This is a genomic window from Halomonas zincidurans B6 (assembly GCF_000731955.1).
GTDB lineage: Bacteria > Pseudomonadota > Gammaproteobacteria > Pseudomonadales > Halomonadaceae > Modicisalibacter > Modicisalibacter zincidurans.
Map to the genome: position 1 here is coordinate 229,105 of NZ_JNCK01000001.1, position 15,652 is coordinate 244,756.

The window sequence follows — 15,652 nt, forward strand, 5'->3', positions numbered from 1 at the left end:
GCCACCAGGTCGCGAGCAGCGCGCCGGGTCAGTGCAGTTGACGTTCGCAGACCTCGCGGTTGGCCTGGACCGCCTCGGGGTAGGTCGGGTAGCGATCGATCTCGCGGACCTTGCCGCCGGTGGTTTCCAGCAACAGCCAATAATCCGGTTGCTGCAAGCGTCCGCGAGGGGCGAGCGTGGCGGGGGTGATCTTGAAGCTTCGCTGGGTCATGACAGCCTCCATTCCGATTACATAAGTACACAATCAGCATGGAAGAGTTACGCTCGCTGAGAAACATGGTTTTCTAAACGAAAAATAACGGCTTGCCGATCAGGACGATGAGCTGGAAAGTATCGGTTTTCTGATCCGGCCATGACGGCGCGAACGGCTCCTGTCATCGAAGGGCATGCATGGACGCACAGATCTCCTTCATGGGGCACTTCGAGCTACTGAATCTATGGGTGGCCTGGTTCTCGATCTTCTCCTTGACTCAGCGGGCGTCCGGTTGTGCGCCGGGGGCCGCGCGCTGGAAGGCGTCCAGTGTGTCGCAACGCGCGGCGATGCGCCGGATCGTCGGGTAGCCGCTCAAGTCGCACTCGAAGCGTCGCGCATTGAAGACCTGCGGCACCAGGCAGGCATCGGCCAGGGTCGGGGTATCGCCGTGACAGAACGCGCCGGTATCGGATGAATCGACGAGCAGCGCCTCCAGCGCCTCGAAGCCCTCGGCGATCCAGTGCCGATACCAACCGAGCTTGGCCGTCTCGTCGAGGCCCAGCACGCCGGTCAGATACTTGAGCACCTTGAGATTGTCGAGCGGATGGATCTCGCAGGCGATCAGCTGAGCCAGTGCGCGTACCCGGGCGCGCCCCTCGGCGTCCGCGGGCAGCAACGGCGGTTCGGGATGGCGCTCGTCAAGATATTCGCAGATCGCCAGCGACTGGGTCAGCCGCGTGCCGCTATCGGTCTCGAGGGTCGGCACCAGCCCTTGGGGATTGCGGGCGAGGTTGTCCGCGCCGCGCTGCTCGCCGCCGGTCAGATCGACCGCGATCTGGTCGTAGTCCAGCCCCTTGAGATTGAGCGCGATGCGCACCCGGTAGGCCGCCGATGAGCGAAAGTAGCCGTAGAGTTTCATCGGGGCCTCCGCTCACTTCGCATGGTATTGGACGACCTGCTGGTCGATGGCGCCGAAGATGCTGTCGCCCTGAGGGTCGAACATCTCGATGCGCACCCGGTCGCCGAAGCGCAGGAAGGGCGTGGTGATCTCGCCGTGCAGGATCTTCTCGACCATGCGCACCTCGGCCAGGCAGCTGTAGCCGACCCCACCCTCGGCGATGGGCTTGCCGGGCCCGCCGTCGACGCCGGGGTTGGAGACGGTGCCCGAGCCGATGATCGCTCCCGCACCCAGCTGGCGCGTCCTGGCGGCATGTGCGATGAGCTGCGGGAAGCCGAAGACCATATCGGGGCCGGCCTCGGGCTCGCCGAATTTCTCGCCGTTGAGATGCACGGTCAGCGGCCGATGAACCCGGCCGTCGCGCCAGGCGTCGCCCAGCTCGTCCGGGGTGACGGCGATCGGCGAGAAGCTCGAGGCCGGCTTGGCCTGGAAGAAGCCGAAGCCCTTGGCCAGCTCGCCGGGAATCAGCCCGCGCAGGCTGACGTCGTTGACCAGCATGACGAGCTTGATGTGCTCGGCGGCCCGCTCGGGCGAGACGGCCATCGGCACGTCGTCGACGATCACCGCCAGCTCGCCCTCCAGGTCGATGCCGTGCTCCTCGCTGAGCGCCTCGATATCCTCGCGTGGCGCCAGGAAACGATCGCCGCCGCCCTGATACATCAGCGGGTCGTTCCAGAACGTCTCGGGCATCTCGGCGCCGCGCGCCTGGCGCACCAGTTGCACGTGATTCAGGTAGGCCGAGCCGTCGGCCCAGTGATAGGTACGCGGCAAGGGTGAATGCAGCGCGCTCATGTCGAGGGCGAAGGCGTCCGCGGCCTGGCCGGCGTTGAGTTCGGCATAGACGGCGTCCAGCCGGGGGGCGAGGGCGTCCCAGTTCTCGATGGCCTGCTGCAGGGTGGCGGCGATCTGCGGCACGCGTACGGCGCGGGCCAGGTCGCGGGAGACCACGATCAGCTGGCCGTCGCGGCCCTGGTTGAGTGTGGCAAGTTTCATGAAGCGGCCCTTGTTCGGTGTCGTCGGAGGTCAATCAGCGCTGGCCGGGGGTGAAGTGCGAGCGCAAGCCCGCCCACACGTCGACGTAGCCGCGCTGGCGGAAGTCGGCGTCCAGGGCGGCCGGGGTCGGCTGGTACACGTAGCGGCTCTCGAACATGAAGGCCAGGGTGTCGCCCAGACGCTGCGGGGCCAGTTCGGCGGACGTCGCCTTCTCGAAGGTCTCCGCGTCGGGCCCGTGGGGCGACATGCTGTTGTGCAGGCTCGCTCCGCCGGGCAGGAAGCCTTCGGCCTTGGCGTCGTACGCGCCGTGGATCAGGCCCATGAACTCGCTCATCAGGTTGCGATGGAAGTAGGGCGGGCGAAAGGTGTGCTCGGCCACCATCCAGCGCGGCGGGAAGATCACGAAGTCGATGTTGGCCATTCCCGGCGTGTCGGAGGCCGAGGTCAGTACGGTGAAGATCGACGGGTCGGGATGGTCGAAGCTCACCGTGTTGAGGGTGTTGAAGCGCGCCAGGTCGTACTTGTAGGGCGCGTAGTTACCGTGCCAGGCCACCACGTCCAGCGGCGAATGGTCGAGCCGGGTCGCCCACAACCGGCCCGAGAACTTGGCGACGAGCTCGAACTCGCCGGTCACGTCCTCGTAGCACGCCTCCGGACTCAGAAAGTCGCGCGGGTTGGCCAGCCCGTTGGCGCCGATCGGCCCCAGACCGGGCAGCTCGAACGGGCTGCCATAGTTCTCGCAGACATAGCCGCGCGCCGCCTCGGCACCGCCGGCGAGCCGGACCTGGAACTTGATCCCGCGCGGAATCACGGCGATCTCACCCGAAGCCACCTCAAGCACGCCCAGTTCGCTACGCAGCGTGATCGCACCCTGCTGCGGCACGATCAGCAGCTCGCCGTCGGCGTCGTAGCAGAAGCGCTCGGTCATGTCGCGGTTGAAGGCGTAGACGTGCACGCCGCAGCCGGTCTGTGCCGTGGCATCGCCATTGACGGCGATCGTCATCAGCCCGTCGATGAAGTCGGTGGGGATGTCGGGCAGCGGATGCGGATCCCAGCGCATCTGGTTGGGATCGGCGGCCGGCTCGTGCGGTGGCGCCGTGGCCCACTGGCCGCGCGCAAGCGGGCGATAGGCGCTTTGCGCCACCGAGGGGCGGATGCGGTACAGCCAGCTGCGCAGGTTGTGGCTGCGCGGGGCGGTGAATGCCGAACCGGTCAGTTGTTCGGCGTAGAGCCCGTAGGGGCAGCGCTGGGGCGAGTTCTGGCCTTCCGGCAGCGCGCCGGGCAGGGCCTCGCTGGCATGATGGTTGCGGAACCCGCTTAAGTATTCCGGTTTGTTATTCATGAGCGTTCCTCGTCATCGATACGGGCAAGACACGACCACGCCGGCATTTGGTTTCATTTGAAACTAAATCGTAGTGAGGGTGGCAGCCGCGGTCAAGGGCTGTGTTCGTGAGGTGCGGAACCTAAATCCGGCGGTCGATATGTCATCAAACGAACATCTAATGGTCAGGATCTTGTAATGCGACCACCTTTAAGATCGCGATTGTCTTTCGAACGATGGACAACCGATAACAATGCCTGATCGTTCGATCAGCGAGTCGCGGTACGGGGCCCGTGTCCGTCGACCCCAAGCTTGTACAGGAGCCTTGCATGTCTCGTTCGCTGTTTATTCCCTCCCTCGCGTGGCGCCGTGCCGCTCCGGGACTGGCCGGTACTCTGGCCGCGACACTCTTGAGCATGGGTTCGGCCCAGGCTGAAACACAGATCGAATGGTGGCACGCCATGGGCGGCACGCTCGGCGAGAAGGTCAACGAGATCGCCGCCGACTTCAACGCCAGCCAGGATGAATACGTCGTCAAGCCTGTCTTCAAGGGCAACTACACCGAAACCATGACCTCGGCGATCGCCGCCTTCCGTGCCGGCAAGGCACCGCAGATCGTGCAGATCTACGAGGTTGGCACCGCGACCATGATGTACGCCAAGGGCGCCATCGTGCCGGTCTATCAGCTGATGGCGGATGCCGACGTCGACTTCGACCCGAATGCCTACCTGTCGGCGGTCGCCGGCTACTACACCACGGCCGACGGCAAGATGCTCTCGCTGCCGTTCAACTCCTCCACGCCGGTGACCTACGTCAACCGCGACATTCTGGAGAAGGCCGGCGTCGACGAGGTGCCGACGACCTGGCAGGGCCTCGGCAAGACGCTCGAGAAGGTGGTGGATTCCGGCGCCGCGCAGTGTGGCCTGACTACTACCTGGCCCTCCTGGGTGATGCTCGAGAACTACTCGGCGCGCAACGACATTCCCTTCGCCAGTAAGGCCAATGGCTTCAAGGGGCTGGACGCCCGCCTGCAGTTCAACGACACCGCGGTGGTCGATCATATCCAGCGTCTCAACCAGTGGCAGCAGGACGGACGCTTCGCTTACGGCGGCCGCAAGGACGATGCCGCACCCAAGTTCTACTCCGGCGAGTGCGCGATGATGATGGGCTCCTCGGCCTCCTACGCTGGGGTGCGTGACAATGCCGACTTCAACTTCGGTGTCGCGCCGCTGCCCTACGATGCTGAGGTCGTCGACACGCCCAACAACACCATCATCGGCGGCGCCTCGCTGTGGGTGCTCGACGGCGCCAGCGAGGCGCAGAAGGAGGGGGTCGCGGCGTTCTTCAAGTACCTCTCCTCGCCCGAGGTGCAGGCCGACTGGCATCAGTTCACCGGCTATCTGCCGATCACCACCGCAGCCGCCAAGCTGACCCGCGAGCAGGGGTTCTACGACGAGAACCCGGGCACCGACGTGGCGATCAAGCAGATGACCGGTTCCGAGCCCACCGAGAACTCCAAGGGGCTGCGGCTGGGCAACATGGTGCAGATCCGCGACGTGATCAACCAAGCCCTGGAGAAGATCTTCGCTGGTAACATCGGCGTTCAGGAAGGACTCGACCAGGCGGTCGAGAAGGGCAACGCGCTGCTGGCCAAGTTCCAGCGCGCCAACAGCTGATCGCCCGCCAGGTTCGGCCCGCCATCGTGAGTCGCTGGCGGGCCGGCGTGCGTTGCGGAGACCCTGAATGACCCACTTTCAACGCTATCGTTTCACTCCCTGGTTGCTGATGGCGCCGCAGCTGATCATCGTCGGGGTGTTCTTCTTCTGGCCGGCGCTGCAGGCGGTCGAACAGGCCTTCTACGTCGAGGATGCCTTCGGCCTGTCACGACAGTTCGCCGGGCTGGGCAATTTCGTGGCCGTCTTGACAAGCCCCGAATACTATAGCGCCGTGTGGACCACGGTGGTGTTTTCCCTGGCGGTGGCGCTTGGAGCGATGGCCATCGCCCTGCTGCTGGCGGTGCTGGCCGATCGCGTCATCAAGGGCGACAATGCCTACAAGACACTGCTTATCTGGCCCTATGCCGTGGCGCCGGCGGTGGCCGGCGTGTTGTGGCTGTTTCTCTTCGATCCGACCCTGGGGCTGGTGAGTGCCGGCCTCAAGGCGCTGGGCATCGGTTGGAACCACAACCTCGACGGCAGCCAGGCGTTGCTGCTGGTGATCCTGGCCTCGATCTGGAAGCAGATGAGCTACAACTTCGTGTTCTTCCTGGCCGGGCTGCAGGCCATTCCCAGGAGCCTGCTGGAGGCCGCCGCCATTGACGGTGCCGGCCCTTGGCGGCGCTTCTGGACGGTGACCTTTCCGTTGTTGTCGCCGACCAGTTTCTTCCTGCTGGTGATGAACAGCGTCTACGCCTTCTTCGACACCTTCGGCACCATTGATACTGTCACCGGCGGCGGGCCGGGCGGCGCCACCACCACCCTGGTCTACAAGGTCTACCAGGATGGCTTCGTGGGGCAGGACCTGGGAGCCAGTGCCGCCCAGTCAGTGCTGTTGATGATCCTCGTGGGGCTGCTGACGCTGATCCAGTTCCGTTTCGTCGAACGTCGAGTCGAGTACTGATGCGCTACCAACGACCCGGGCTTGATCTGGCCAGCCACCTGCTGCTGGCCATCGGTTGCGGCCTGTTCTTCCTGCCGGTGTGGCTGGCCTTCACCGCCAGCACCCATTCCATGAGCGACCTCTACGCCAACGTCGCGCCGCTGTGGGTGGGCGATGCCGGGTTGTCCAACTACGCGCGGCTGATCAACGACCCGGTGAGCGGCCTGGGCACCGACGTGCTGCGCCTGCTCGCCAACTCGCTGGTGATGGCGCTGGGCATCGCCGTGGGCAAGATCGCCATTTCGCTGCTGGCCGCCTACGCCATCGTGTTCTTCCGCTTCCCGTTGCGGCGGCTGTGCTTCTGGCTGATCTTTATCACCCTGATGCTGCCGGTGGAGGTACGCATTATGCCAACCTTCGCGGTGGTAGCCGACCTGGGGCTGCTGGACAGCTATGCGGGACTGATCCTGCCGCTGATTGCCAGCGCCACCGCGACCTTCCTGTTGCGTCAGTTCTACCTGACCATCCCGCCCGAGCTGGTCGAGGCCGCGCGCATCGATGGCGCGGGCCCCTGGCGTTTTCTGCGTGACATTCTGCTGCCGTTGTCGAAGACCAATCTCGCGGCATTGTTCGTGATCATGTTTATCTATGGCTGGAACCAGTATCTCTGGCCGCTGTTGATTACCACCAATGCTGACTATCTGACCGTTGTGGTCAGTCTCAAGCGTCTATTGACGACCGGTGATGCTCTGGTGCCCTGGCAGGATGTCACGGCCACCGCGATGCTGGCCATGGGGCCGCCGGTGCTGGTGATCCTGCTGATGCAGCGTTACTTCGTCAAAGGCCTGGTCGAGACAGAAAAGTAAACGCTTGCCACGGCGTGAAAGGCACCTACGAGGAATGCTGACGAGACAACTTTTATGGCAACCCTGCAACTGAGCGACCTCAAGAAACGCTATGCCAACGGCTTTGTCGCCCTGCACGGGATCGACCTGGCCGTCGAGGATGGCGAGCTGATCGTGATCGTCGGCCCCTCGGGCTGCGGCAAGTCGACGCTGCTGCGCAGCCTGGCCGGGCTGGAATCGATTACTTCGGGCGAGCTGACCATCAACGGCCGGCGCGTCAACGAACTGGAGCCCGCCGCGCGCGACATCGCCATGGTCTTCCAGAACTACGCGCTCTATCCGCACATGAGCGTGTTCAACAACATGGCCTATGGCCTCAAGAACCGCGGCGTGCCGAAGGCCGACATTCGCCGCCGGGTCAATGCTACCGCCGAGCTACTTGACCTCGGCGCACTGCTCGAACGACGCCCGCGCCAGCTCTCGGGCGGCCAGCGCCAGCGCGTGGCCATGGGCCGGGCGATCATCCGCGAGCCCCAGGTGTTCCTGTTCGACGAGCCGCTGTCCAATCTCGACGCCAAGCTGCGCGTGCAGATGCGCCTGGAGATCCGACGCCTGCAGAAGCGGCTCAAGGTCACCTCGGTCTATGTGACCCACGACCAGACCGAGGCGATGACGCTGGCCGATCGGTTGGTGGTGATGAACGGCGGCCGGGTCGAGCAGTGCGGCACGCCGATGGCGCTCTACGGCCGCCCGGCGACCCGCTTCGTCGCCGGCTTCATCGGCTCGCCGGCGATGAACTTCCTGCCGGTGACGGTCCACGATGAATGCCTGCGGCTGCCCGGCGGCGGCGAACTGACGCTGGCCACCGGGCTGGATGATGGTACCGAGCTGACGCTGGGGGTGCGTCCCGAGCACCTTGTCGCCCTGGACGAGGGTGCTGTGATTCCGGGCGAGGGTGCGCTCATCCAGGCTACGGTGGAATTGGTCGAGCCGTTGGGCGCCGATACCCTGACCTATGCCCGGATGGCGGGCCTCGACGAGCTGCTGGTGGTGCGCCTGCACGGCGAACACGCCGCCGGGGAAGGCAATGTCCTGCGCCTGTGGCTGTCACCCGAGCGCAGCCACCTGTTCGGTGACGACGACCGCCGCATCGAGGCGCATCACGCCACCAGACCCTTGAATAAAGGATCGACCGGCCTCTGACACTAGATTATTCCAGCAATATGCTTACGTACTTATGCGCCTTCCAAGCCGAACTTCTTCAGCTCACTAACGGCCGCGGAGAGCGAGTGGGCAGGTTGCTGGCGCCGATGGGTTTCTCCACGTGCCCCAGCGCTGCGAGTTCACCGGTCCAGTTCGTTGGCTGAATGCTTTCTCAGGAAAACCTTCAAGCCTGGTTCATGCGCGTCTGCCAGCCGGGCCCGGTGTCCCGGAAGGCTTCGATAACATCCGGGTCGAGGCGCAGGCTCACCTGGGCCTTGCGGCATTCGGCAACAGGCCGGCCGCGCCTGGGCGTGAGCATCTCTTCGGCGGCTTGCTCCCCGAAGATCTCTGGCAGCGCCTCGCAAGCCGGCCTGGCTCGGCGGAAATCATCGTCGGTCCATTCCGGGGCTTCGTCGTCAATTCTTTCGGTTCATCGCACTTTGCCGGGAAATGCGGCACAGGTCATCGCGAACCAGCTCCCTCCCACAGCCCCCTGCCGGTTAGCTTGCCCTTGTGGGAGGGAATTTATTCCCGATGGCGGCGGGCACTGTACCTCCCCGGCCATGCCGGGCGCCTGCGGCGCCAATCGGGAACCAGTTCCCTCCCACCGGCGTCCCCATGCTCCAGTGGGCCATCCAGGCTGGTTTGCGTGGGAGAGAGTTTATTCCCAATAGCGGGGCCTTGACGTTTCACGCTGATCCGCGAAGAACCCAAAAAAAGGCCACCGCTCTGATGAGCTAAGTGGCCGTTTTTTATTGAGATTCTCTGGTCGGAGTAGCAGGATTCGAACCTACGACCTCTGCCTCCCGAAGGCAGCGCTCTACCAAGCTGAGCTATACTCCGACGCGGTTGGGCGTGCGCCTCAACGGAGGTGCATTATACGCACTGCCAGGCGCTTGGCAACCCCCGTGCAGTGCTCAGGATTGCCGGTCCACGGCCAGCCGGGCGAGCTCCGCCATGGTGTCGCGATAGCGGCTCGGCGCCAGCGTATCGAGCTGTTTCAGCGCACGCTCGGCCATCTCCTCGGCACGCGCGCGGGTGTATTCGAGCGCGCCGGTGGCGTGGACGATGGTCAGGACCTCGGCGAGCTGATCGAGGCCGCCCTGGCGAATCGCCCGGCGGATCAGCTTGGCCTGCTCGGGGCTGCCTTCGCGGATGGCGTGAATCAGCGGCAGGGTGGGTTTGCCCTCGGCCAGGTCGTCGCCGACGTTCTTGCCCATGGTATCGGCGTCGCCCTGATAATCGAGCAGGTCGTCGATCAGTTGAAAGGCGAGTCCTAGATAGCGCCCATAAAGGCGCAGCGCCTCTTGTTGCTCGGCACTGCCGTCGGCGAGGATCGCGCCGCTGTGCGAAGCGGCCTCGAACAGCATCGCCGTCTTGCCGTGGATGGTGTCGAAGTAGGCGGTCTCGTCGATGTCCGGATTGCCGACATTGGTCAGCTGCAGCACCTCGCCCTCGGCGATCGTGCAGGTGGCCGCCGACAGCACTTCCATGACCCGCATCGAGCCGACCTCGACCATCATCTGGAACGAGCGCGAATAGAGAAAGTCGCCGACCAGTACCGACGGTGCGTTGCCCCAGTGTTCGTTGGCGGTGGTGCGCCCGCGGCGCAGGCTGGATTCGTCGACCACGTCGTCATGCAGCAGCGTCGAGGTGTGCATGAACTCGATCAGCGTGGCGAGCGTTATGTGCTTGTCGCCGTCATAGCCGAGCGCACGCGCCGACAGCAGGACCAGCAGCGGGCGCAGGCGCTTGCCGCCGCTCTCGATGATGTAATGGCCGATGGTCTCGACGAGCGGAACCCGCGAGTTCAGCTGGGCGAGCACGGCGCGGTCGACGGCGGCGAAATCCTCGGCCACCGCTGCATGGATAGGCGATGCGTTGAGTTGCATGTAGTGGCTGTCTGTCAGGGAGTTGGCGAAACCCGGGATGCGCGTTCGGTGTTTCTTCGAGGCGCCGTGTGGGTCGCTCTTGCCCCCGGCGCCGGCCATGGCTTGCCCGCTATGCTATGAGGGGGGGTGGGGGGCGTCAAGGCGAGGCGTGACGCGGCGCGGCATGCGCGCGATCCCCTTGTAGATTCGTCCACGGATGGTTATAATCCGCGACCCTAACTCATCATGCTCCCTGTCAGATGGCTGCCAAAAGGGGCGCCACTCGCCGCAGGCCGATGAAGAGCCCATCCCCGATGAGTGTCTGGAGACGAAGTATGTACGCTGTTATCAAGAGTGGCGGTAAGCAATACCGCGTCCAGGAAGGCCAGACCCTGAAGCTCGAGAAGCTTGAAGTGGCCACCGGCGACAGCCTGGATTTCGACCAGGTGCTGCTGGTCGCCGATGGCGACGACGTCAAGGTCGGCGCGCCGCTGGTCGATGGTGCCAAGGTATCCGCCGAGGTCGTGTCCCACGGCCGTGGCGACAAGGTCACCATCATCAAGTTCCGTCGTCGCAAGCACTCCATGCGTCGTCAGGGCCACCGTCAGTGGTTCACCGAAGTCAAGATCACCGGGATTTCCGCCTGAGCGGTAGCACTCCCCTGAACCTGCGAGGACTTTGCAATGGCTCATAAGAAGGCAGCCGGTAGTACACGTAACGGTCGCGATTCCGAATCCAAGCGCTTGGGCGTCAAGCTGTTCGGCGGCCAGGCCGTGGCCCCGGGCAACATCATCGTCCGTCAGCGCGGCACGCGCTTCCACGCCGGCACCGGCGTGGGCATCGGCAAGGATCACACCCTGTTCGCACTGGACGAAGGCGTGATCAAGTTCGAGACCAAGGGTCCGAAGAACCGCAAGTTCGTGAGCGTCGTCTCCGCCTGAGACCCCTCTCGAACGAGCACTGAAAAGGCCCCGCCAGCGCGGGGCCTTTTCGTATATGGCGGCCATCGCCGCCCGGAGAATGTCAGATGCAGTTCGTCGATGAAGCCTCGATCATCGTGGAAGCCGGCAATGGCGGCAACGGTTGCCTGAGTTTCCGCCGCGAGAAGTACGTGCCCAAGGGCGGTCCCGATGGCGGCGATGGCGGTCATGGCGGCAGCGTCTACCTGATCGGTGACGACGCGCTGAACACCCTGATCGATTTCAAGTACCAGCGCTTCTACAAGGCCCAGAACGGCCAGCCGGGCCAGGGTCGCCAGATGAGCGGCAAGGCCGGCGACGAGCTGCACGTCAAGGTGCCGGTGGGCACCACGGTGATCGACGAGGACTCCCTCGAGGTGATCGCCGACGTCACCGAGATCGGCCAGGTGGTGCTGGTCGCCCAGGGTGGCCGTCGCGGGCTGGGCAACATCCACTTCAAGTCATCGACCAATCGCGCGCCGCGGCGCACCACGCCGGGCACGCCGGGCGAGCGCCGCAACCTGCGCCTGGAGATGAAGGTGATGGCCGATGTCGGCCTGCTGGGCATGCCCAACGCCGGCAAGTCGACGCTGATCCGCGCGGTGTCGGCGGCCAAGCCCAAGGTCGCCAACTACCCGTTCACCACGCTGGTGCCCAATCTGGGGGTGGTCAAGCTGGGCACCCACGAGCACTTCGTGATGGCCGACGTGCCGGGGTTGATCGAGGGCGCCTCCGACGGCGCGGGGCTGGGGCTGCGCTTCCTCAAGCACCTGACCCGCACGCGGCTGCTGTTGCATGTGGTCGATGTCGCGCCATTCGACGAATCGGACCCGGTGGAGTCGGCCCGGGCCATCGCCCGCGAACTCGAGCAGTTCTCCCCGGCGCTGGCCGAGCGGCCGCGCTGGCTGGTACTCAACAAGCTCGATTTGCTGCACGAGGACGAACGCGAGACGCGCGCCCAGGCGATCGTCGACGCGCTGGACTGGCAGGGCCCGGTGTTTCGCATTTCGGCGATCGCCGGCGAGGGCACCGCGCCGCTGGTCCAGGCGGTCTATCGCTGGCTGACCGAGCAGCGCCGGCTCGAAGCCGAGGACGAGGCGGCCGCCGAGCTGGAGCGCGAGATGCGCGCGCGCATGGAAGCCGAGGCGGTGGCACGTGCCGAGGCGCGGCTGAGTCGCAAGCGCAAGCCGGTCGAGGCCGATCAGGACGATGACGACGACTTCGACGACGATGATTATGATGTCGAGGTCGAGTACGCCCCCTGAGGTGGAGAGTCGGATGGAGAGCAACGAGCGGGCACCGGGCCGCGAGGCGCTGAGCGGCGCGCGCCGGGTGGTGGTCAAGATCGGCAGTGCGCTGCTGACCAACGACGGTCGTGGCCTCGACGAGGCCGCCATCGGTGGCTGGGTCGATCAGATCGCCGCCCTGCACGCCCGCGGCATCGAGGTGGTGCTGGTCTCGTCCGGCGCGGTGGCGGCGGGCATGGCCCGGCTGGGCTGGAGCGTGCGGCCATCGGCGGTCCACGAGCTGCAGGCCGCGGCGGCGGTGGGTCAGACCGGCCTGGCGCAATGCTACGAAGGGCATTTCGCGCGCCACGGGCTGCGCAGCGCCCAGATCCTGCTGACCCACGACGATCTGTCCAACCGCAAGCGCTACCTGAACGCCCGCTCGGCGCTGCGCACGCTGGTCGCTCTGCGCGTGGTGCCGGTGATCAACGAGAACGACACCGTGGTTACCGACGAGATCCGCTTCGGCGACAACGATACCCTGGGCGCGCTGGTCGCCAACCTGCTCGAGGCCGAGGCGCTGGTGATCCTCACCGATCAGGAGGGGCTGTTCGATGCCGACCCGCGCCACAGTCCCACCGCGCAGCTGATTCACGAGGGCCGCGCCGGCGATCCGCAGCTGGCCGCGGTGGCCGGCGGCGGCGGGGCGCTGGGACGCGGCGGGATGGCCACCAAGATTCGCGCGGCGCGGCTGGCGGCGCGCTCCGGGGCGGTCACGGCGATCGCCGGCGGTCGCCAGGCCGAGGTGCTGACCCGGCTGGTCGACGGCGAACGCCTGGGTACCTTGCTGCGCCCCGAGCATGCACCGCTGGCGGCGCGCAAGCGCTGGCTGGCCGGGCAACTGCAGGTGTGCGGCAGCCTGACGCTGGATGCCGGCGCGGTCAGCGTGCTGCGCGATCGCGGTTCGAGTCTGCTGCCGGTCGGCGTCAAGGCGGTCAGCGGTCGGTTCGTGCGCGGCGACATGGTGGTCTGCGTCGACGAGCAGGGCGAGCGGGTCGCCAAGGGGCTGGTCAACTACGGCAGCGACGAGGCGGCGCGGATCGTCGGCCGGCCGAGTCACCAGATCGAGGCGATCCTCGGCTACATGGAAGCCCCGGAGCTGATTCACCGCGACAATCTGGTGGTCATCTAACCCTTGCAGGCCAGGCGTCATGCGTTCTGTGGCAAGCCACGCTGGCGCGTGATAGAATGCCGCATCCTCTCAGACATGGCCCGTGACCAACGCATTCGCTGCGGCATGGCCAGACCGGTTTGGAAGTATCTGATTACCGAATCGGATCAAACACTTACACCGCATTTTATGGTTCTCCAAGGAGATTACGGTGGCGAATACCAAGCAAGCAAAAAAGCGTGCCCGTCAGGCCGAACAGCGTCGCAAGCACAACGCCAGTCAGCGCTCGATGGTGCGTACCTACATCAAGCGCGTGATCAAGGCGGTGCAGGGCGGCGATCATGCCCAGGCCATGGATGCCTTCAAGGCGGCGCAGCCGGTCATCGACCGCATCGCCGACAAGGACGCGATTTCCAAGAAGAAGGCCGCGCGCCTGAAGAGCCGCCTCAACAAGCGGGTCAAGGCGCTGGCTGCGTAAGCCGGACGTCGCTGCGGTGCCCCGCCCGGCCCAACGGGCGGCGGGGGACTCGAGAAAAACCGGCTGCGGCCGGTTTTTTTGTGCATGCCGTTTGCCGAGGCGGGGTGATGAGCCCGCGCACGAGCTAGGACACGGAAAGGGATGAGCACGGTGCAGCCCGACGACGAACCCAATAGAGTCGCGCATGATGCGCAGGACGATCCAGCCTCGCTGGATGCCCCGGCCGCTGGCGATGCCGCGCCGAGCGATGCGGCACCGGGCGCCGTAGCGGGGCGTGCGACGCCGGCGAGCGGCGGCCTGCTGCGCTCGGGGATGGTGGTCAGTGCGATGACCATGCTGTCGCGGGTACTCGGGCTGGCGCGGGACGTGACGATCGCCGCGCTGTTCGGCGCCGGCAGCGGCGCGGATGCGTTCTTCGTCGCCTTCAAGATTCCCAACTTCCTGCGTCGGCTGTTCGCCGAGGGCGCGTTCAACCAGGCGTTCGTGCCGGTGCTCTCGGAATACGCCTCCCGGCGTGCCCGCGAAGAAGTGCGCGAGCTGCTCGACGCCGTGGCCGGCAGTCTGGCGGTGGTGCTGGCGTTGATGACCGCGCTGGCGATCGTGCTGGCGCCCTGGCTGGCGCTGATCTTTGCCCCGGGCTTTGCCCGCGATCCCGACAAGCTGGCGCTGACCGCCGAGATGCTGCGGCTGACCTTCCCCTATCTGCTGCTGATCTCGCTGACGGCGTTCTCGGGCAGCGTGCTCAATACCTGGAATCGCTTCGCGGTGCCGGCGTTCACGCCGGTGCTGCTCAATCTGGCGCTGATCGGCGCAGCGGTGGCGCTGACGCCGTGGATGAGCGTGCCGTCGATGGCGCTGGCCTGGGGCGTGCTGATCGCCGGCGCCGCCCAGCTGGCGTTCCAGGTGCCGTTCCTGGCCCGGCTGGGGCTGCTGCCGCGACCCTGGCCGAACTTCCGTCATCCCGGCGTCCGGCGCATCCTGTGGCTGATGGCGCCGGCGCTGTTCGGCGTCTCGGTGTCGCAGATCAACCTGTTGCTGGATACCGTGCTGGCCTCGCTGCTCGCCGACGGCAGCGTGTCGTGGCTTTATTATTCGGATCGTCTGGTGGAGCTGCCGCTGGGCGTGTTCGGCGTGGCGCTGGGCACGGTGATCCTGCCGGCACTGTCCAGGCGCCACGCCGAACGCTCGGCCGAACACTTCGCGCAGATGCTCGACTGGGCGCTGCGCGCGGTGCTGCTGCTGGGCCTGCCGGCGGCGCTGGCATTGGAGGTGCTCGCCGAACCGCTGCTGGTCAGCCTGTTCCACTACGGGGCGATGACCGATCGCGATATCGCCATGGCGGCGATGAGCCTGCGCGCCTATGCCCTGGGGCTGGTCGCCTTCATGCTGATCAAGGTGCTGGCGCCGGGCTACTTCGCCCGCCAGGACACCGCCACGCCGGTCAAGATCGGGGTGGTCGCGATGATCGCCAACATGATCCTCAATCTGGCCTTGATCCTGCCGCTGGCCCACGCCGGGCTGGCGCTGGCCACCGCGCTGTCGGCGTTTCTCAACGCCGGGCTGCTGGCGCGCGGGCTGCGTCGTCGCGGGGTGCTGGCGTTTCAGCCCGGCTGGGGGCGCTTTGCCTTGCAGTTGCTGGGCGGCTGCACGCTGATGACGCTGGCGTTGTGGTGGTTCGCGCCGGACTGGCAGGTATGGCTGGAGTGGGGCGTATGGCGCCGGGCCGGCACATTGGCCGCGCTGGTGACGGGAGGCGCCGGGGTGTACTTCGCCTGGCTGGCAGCGACCGGCGTGCGCGTGCGCCACTTCAAGCTGCGCAGCTGAGTTCGCCGGCGA

Annotated in this window: 16 protein-coding genes and 1 tRNA gene; 10 read left to right on the plus strand and 7 right to left on the minus strand. The window is 65.9% G+C overall.

Annotated features, from left to right (window positions below; all coding sequences use genetic code 11):
• Nucleotides 1–28: 28 nt before the first annotated feature.
• The 4 genes from HALZIN_RS0101160 to hmgA form a co-directional block, all read right to left on the minus strand.
• The gene (locus tag HALZIN_RS0101160; protein ID WP_031382429.1) at nt 29–211 is read right to left on the minus strand and encodes a hypothetical protein; all 183 of its coding nucleotides are present in this window, start codon (nt 209–211) and stop codon (nt 29–31) included.
• A 259-nt stretch (nt 212–470) separates the two neighbouring features.
• The gene (gene maiA, locus HALZIN_RS0101165; RefSeq protein ID WP_031382430.1) at nt 471–1,112 is read right to left on the minus strand and encodes a maleylacetoacetate isomerase; all 642 of its coding nucleotides are present in this window, start codon (nt 1,110–1,112) and stop codon (nt 471–473) included.
• Nucleotides 1,113–1,124: 12 nt separating this feature from the next.
• A complete protein-coding gene (locus HALZIN_RS0101170) occupies nt 1,125–2,144 on the minus strand; it encodes a fumarylacetoacetate hydrolase family protein (protein WP_031382431.1) in 1,020 nt (339 codons plus the stop codon).
• A gap of 34 nt (nt 2,145–2,178) precedes the next feature.
• Entirely contained in the window at nt 2,179–3,486 is a 1,308-nt protein-coding gene (hmgA, locus tag HALZIN_RS0101175; protein WP_031382432.1) for a homogentisate 1,2-dioxygenase, read from the minus strand.
• Nucleotides 3,487–3,794: 308 nt separating this feature from the next.
• On the opposite strand from hmgA, the gene ugpB reads away from it, so the two are divergent.
• The 4 genes from ugpB (at nt 3,795) to HALZIN_RS0101195 (ending at nt 8,111) form a co-directional block, all read left to right on the plus strand.
• The gene (ugpB, locus tag HALZIN_RS0101180; protein ID WP_051907311.1) at nt 3,795–5,141 is read left to right on the plus strand and encodes a sn-glycerol-3-phosphate ABC transporter substrate-binding protein UgpB; all 1,347 of its coding nucleotides are present in this window, start codon (nt 3,795–3,797) and stop codon (nt 5,139–5,141) included.
• Between the two features lie 67 nt (nt 5,142–5,208).
• Nucleotides 5,209–6,084, plus strand: coding sequence for a sn-glycerol-3-phosphate ABC transporter permease UgpA (gene ugpA, locus HALZIN_RS0101185; RefSeq protein WP_031382434.1), 876 nt, complete (start codon nt 5,209–5,211; stop codon nt 6,082–6,084).
• Entirely contained in the window at nt 6,084–6,929 is an 846-nt protein-coding gene (gene ugpE / locus HALZIN_RS0101190; RefSeq protein WP_031382435.1) for a sn-glycerol-3-phosphate ABC transporter permease UgpE, read from the plus strand. The genes ugpA and ugpE overlap by 1 nt, the downstream gene beginning before the upstream one ends.
• A 54-nt stretch (nt 6,930–6,983) precedes the next feature.
• Nucleotides 6,984–8,111 (plus strand): sn-glycerol-3-phosphate import ATP-binding protein UgpC, encoded by a 1,128-nt coding sequence (locus HALZIN_RS0101195; protein WP_051907312.1) that lies wholly within the window; start codon nt 6,984–6,986, stop codon nt 8,109–8,111.
• A gap of 184 nt (nt 8,112–8,295) precedes the next feature.
• Here the strand turns inward: HALZIN_RS0101195 and HALZIN_RS18630 are convergent, their stop codons facing one another.
• The 3 genes from HALZIN_RS18630 to ispB all read right to left on the minus strand — a co-directional run bounded on the left by HALZIN_RS18630 (nt 8,296) and on the right by ispB (nt 10,003).
• The gene (locus tag HALZIN_RS18630) at nt 8,296–8,532 is read right to left on the minus strand and encodes a BrnA antitoxin family protein (RefSeq protein ID WP_051907313.1); all 237 of its coding nucleotides are present in this window, start codon (nt 8,530–8,532) and stop codon (nt 8,296–8,298) included.
• Nucleotides 8,533–8,877: 345 nt separating this feature from the next.
• Nucleotides 8,878–8,954: transfer RNA gene (locus HALZIN_RS0101205), tRNA-Pro, on the minus strand.
• Between the two features lie 74 nt (nt 8,955–9,028).
• Nucleotides 9,029–10,003 (minus strand): octaprenyl diphosphate synthase, encoded by a 975-nt coding sequence (ispB, locus tag HALZIN_RS0101210; RefSeq protein ID WP_031382438.1) that lies wholly within the window; start codon nt 10,001–10,003, stop codon nt 9,029–9,031.
• Nucleotides 10,004–10,317: 314 nt separating this feature from the next.
• On the opposite strand from ispB, the gene rplU reads away from it, so the two are divergent.
• From rplU to murJ, 6 genes are all read left to right on the plus strand, one after another.
• Nucleotides 10,318–10,629 (plus strand): 50S ribosomal protein L21, encoded by a 312-nt coding sequence (gene rplU, locus HALZIN_RS0101215; protein WP_031382439.1) that lies wholly within the window; start codon nt 10,318–10,320, stop codon nt 10,627–10,629.
• 36 nt (nt 10,630–10,665) lie between these two features.
• Nucleotides 10,666–10,923, plus strand: coding sequence for a 50S ribosomal protein L27 (gene rpmA, locus HALZIN_RS0101220; protein WP_031382440.1), 258 nt, complete (start codon nt 10,666–10,668; stop codon nt 10,921–10,923).
• An 86-nt stretch (nt 10,924–11,009) separates the two neighbouring features.
• The gene (cgtA, locus tag HALZIN_RS0101225) at nt 11,010–12,206 is read left to right on the plus strand and encodes an Obg family GTPase CgtA (protein ID WP_031382441.1); all 1,197 of its coding nucleotides are present in this window, start codon (nt 11,010–11,012) and stop codon (nt 12,204–12,206) included.
• 13 nt (nt 12,207–12,219) lie between these two features.
• The gene (gene proB / locus HALZIN_RS0101230) at nt 12,220–13,359 is read left to right on the plus strand and encodes a glutamate 5-kinase (RefSeq protein WP_031382442.1); all 1,140 of its coding nucleotides are present in this window, start codon (nt 12,220–12,222) and stop codon (nt 13,357–13,359) included.
• A gap of 190 nt (nt 13,360–13,549) precedes the next feature.
• Nucleotides 13,550–13,816 (plus strand): 30S ribosomal protein S20, encoded by a 267-nt coding sequence (rpsT, locus tag HALZIN_RS0101235; RefSeq protein ID WP_031382443.1) that lies wholly within the window; start codon nt 13,550–13,552, stop codon nt 13,814–13,816.
• Between the two features lie 141 nt (nt 13,817–13,957).
• Nucleotides 13,958–15,640, plus strand: a complete 1,683-nt coding sequence (gene murJ, locus HALZIN_RS0101240; RefSeq protein ID WP_084173260.1) for a murein biosynthesis integral membrane protein MurJ — start codon at nt 13,958–13,960, stop codon at nt 15,638–15,640.
• Nucleotides 15,641–15,652: the final 12 nt, after the last annotated feature.

Excerpts from the sequence above, each read along its gene's own strand:
- HALZIN_RS0101170 (WP_031382431.1), bottom strand. The coding sequence starts at position 2,144 with ATGAAACTTGCCACACTCAACCAGGGCCGCGACGGCCAGCTGATCGTG.
- HALZIN_RS0101195 (WP_051907312.1), top strand. The coding sequence starts at position 6,984 with ATGGCAACCCTGCAACTGAGCGACCTCAAGAAACGCTATGCCAACGGC.
- hmgA (WP_031382432.1), bottom strand. The coding sequence starts at position 3,486 with ATGAATAACAAACCGGAATACTTAAGCGGGTTCCGCAACCATCATGCC.
- ispB (WP_031382438.1), bottom strand. The coding sequence starts at position 10,003 with ATGCAACTCAACGCATCGCCTATCCATGCAGCGGTGGCCGAGGATTTC.
- rpmA (WP_031382440.1), top strand. The coding sequence starts at position 10,666 with ATGGCTCATAAGAAGGCAGCCGGTAGTACACGTAACGGTCGCGATTCC.
- ugpB (WP_051907311.1), top strand. The coding sequence starts at position 3,795 with ATGTCTCGTTCGCTGTTTATTCCCTCCCTCGCGTGGCGCCGTGCCGCT.
- ugpE (WP_031382435.1), top strand. The coding sequence starts at position 6,084 with ATGCGCTACCAACGACCCGGGCTTGATCTGGCCAGCCACCTGCTGCTG.
- cgtA (WP_031382441.1), top strand. The coding sequence starts at position 11,010 with ATGCAGTTCGTCGATGAAGCCTCGATCATCGTGGAAGCCGGCAATGGC.
- rplU (WP_031382439.1), top strand. The coding sequence starts at position 10,318 with ATGTACGCTGTTATCAAGAGTGGCGGTAAGCAATACCGCGTCCAGGAA.
- murJ (WP_084173260.1), top strand. The coding sequence starts at position 13,958 with ATGAGCACGGTGCAGCCCGACGACGAACCCAATAGAGTCGCGCATGAT.
- ugpA (WP_031382434.1), top strand. The coding sequence starts at position 5,209 with ATGACCCACTTTCAACGCTATCGTTTCACTCCCTGGTTGCTGATGGCG.
- maiA (WP_031382430.1), bottom strand. The coding sequence starts at position 1,112 with ATGAAACTCTACGGCTACTTTCGCTCATCGGCGGCCTACCGGGTGCGC.
- proB (WP_031382442.1), top strand. The coding sequence starts at position 12,220 with ATGGAGAGCAACGAGCGGGCACCGGGCCGCGAGGCGCTGAGCGGCGCG.
- HALZIN_RS0101160 (WP_031382429.1), bottom strand. The coding sequence starts at position 211 with ATGACCCAGCGAAGCTTCAAGATCACCCCCGCCACGCTCGCCCCTCGC.